The sequence below is a fragment of the Paenibacillus sp. Pae15 genome, from assembly GCF_024519685.1.
GTDB classification, from domain to species: domain Bacteria; phylum Bacillota; class Bacilli; order Paenibacillales; family NBRC-103111; genus Paenibacillus_G; species Paenibacillus_G naphthalenovorans.
The window spans coordinates 1-1,227 of record NZ_JALJRM010000074.1; the positions used below are offsets into that span (position 1 = coordinate 1).

A 1,227-nucleotide genomic window follows, 5' to 3' on the forward strand; every position below is an offset into this window, starting at 1 on the left:
GCTAACCCGCATGCCCAGCTTCGCAACAAGAAGAAGGATGGCATAATCTCTCTTTCCCCGAGGGCTTCCCCGATCAATCGCATCCAGCATACGTTTCACCTCGGTCGGCTCCCATGTAGAAGGAACGGCCGGATAACGGTATCGGGTTTGCTTCGGCACAGCGAGTGACAAATCCCTTTCGGTAAATCCATGTAGATAGAGAAACCTTAAGAATACTCTTAGCGTGGTCAGAATGGAAGCGATGCTTTTTTCATGTTTGGGGCAAATGCTGATCACATAATTTGAAATGATGTCCGGCGTAATATCGTCAACTTTAATAACGTTGCGAAGTTCCAGATAATCCACAAAAAAGAATAATCGCTGCAAGCGGCCACGCATGCCGCGCATGGAGTATTCATTGGTTTCGCATTCCTTTTCGTATGCGGTTAATATTTCTTCAAACTGAGGCGGTTTCACATAGCCCTTTCGCTTTACGATTCTTCGAATGACTATCCCATGGAGCTGGTAATCGCCTAATAGCCGGATGGAACGAATGGCTTGCTTGGCTTTTCGGGGAAACGGTTCAAGATAGTAATTCGTTGTACAACCATATTTCTCTCTCAAGTACTCCTGTCCGAGATCTTCCGAAAAATAACGTACATTCCGTTTTCGTGCAAATGCACATATCCGGCTGAATGAAGCTCGGATGCCGCATACGGTGTTGTATGCGTAATTCATTTGCTTGAGTGCTTCGATGACCTCCGCCGCGAGCGTCTCAATCGGTTTTTTTTGTTTCCATGGCTATCCCTCCAATGAACGTAATTCTATTATTCATTGTGAGGTGTTATGGAAAGAAATCAACGAACATTCACTGAAGATGTCGGGATGTCGACGATTTCTTTCCATAACCAAATTCTTTCGATAATTTCCGTTATGGAAAACTTACCATAACGGAAAGACCGACCTGGCCATCGGCTTGGGCATCGAAGCCTTAAAGAATGGCCGTAAAGTCAGCTTTGTGACGATGGATACACTGATTCATCTGCTGAAAACCCAACTGATTTCACGGTCATCTCAGTATAAGGTGAAACGCTTGTTACACAGTGATCTAGTGATCCTCGATGATTTAATGTTTATGGCCATGGACCGAAATGAAGCGAACATGTTCTTTCAGTTCATCAACAAGCTTTATGGTCAAACATCGATTATTTTAACTTCCAACAAAGGCCCCGAAGATTGGGGCGAACT

Annotated in this window: 1 protein-coding gene and 1 pseudogene; one reads left to right on the forward strand and one right to left on the reverse strand. The window is 44.5% G+C overall.

All coding sequences use genetic code 11. From position 1 onward, the window contains the following. Nucleotides 1-603: tyrosine-type recombinase/integrase (locus NR121_RS24910; protein ID WP_375162546.1), on the reverse strand; the 603-nt coding region annotated here is incomplete at its 3' end. A gap of 328 nt (nt 604-931) precedes the next feature. Between NR121_RS24910 and NR121_RS24915 the strand changes: the two are divergent. Continuing rightward, nucleotides 932-1,227: pseudogene (locus tag NR121_RS24915) on the forward strand (ATP-binding protein); the annotation flags it as partial.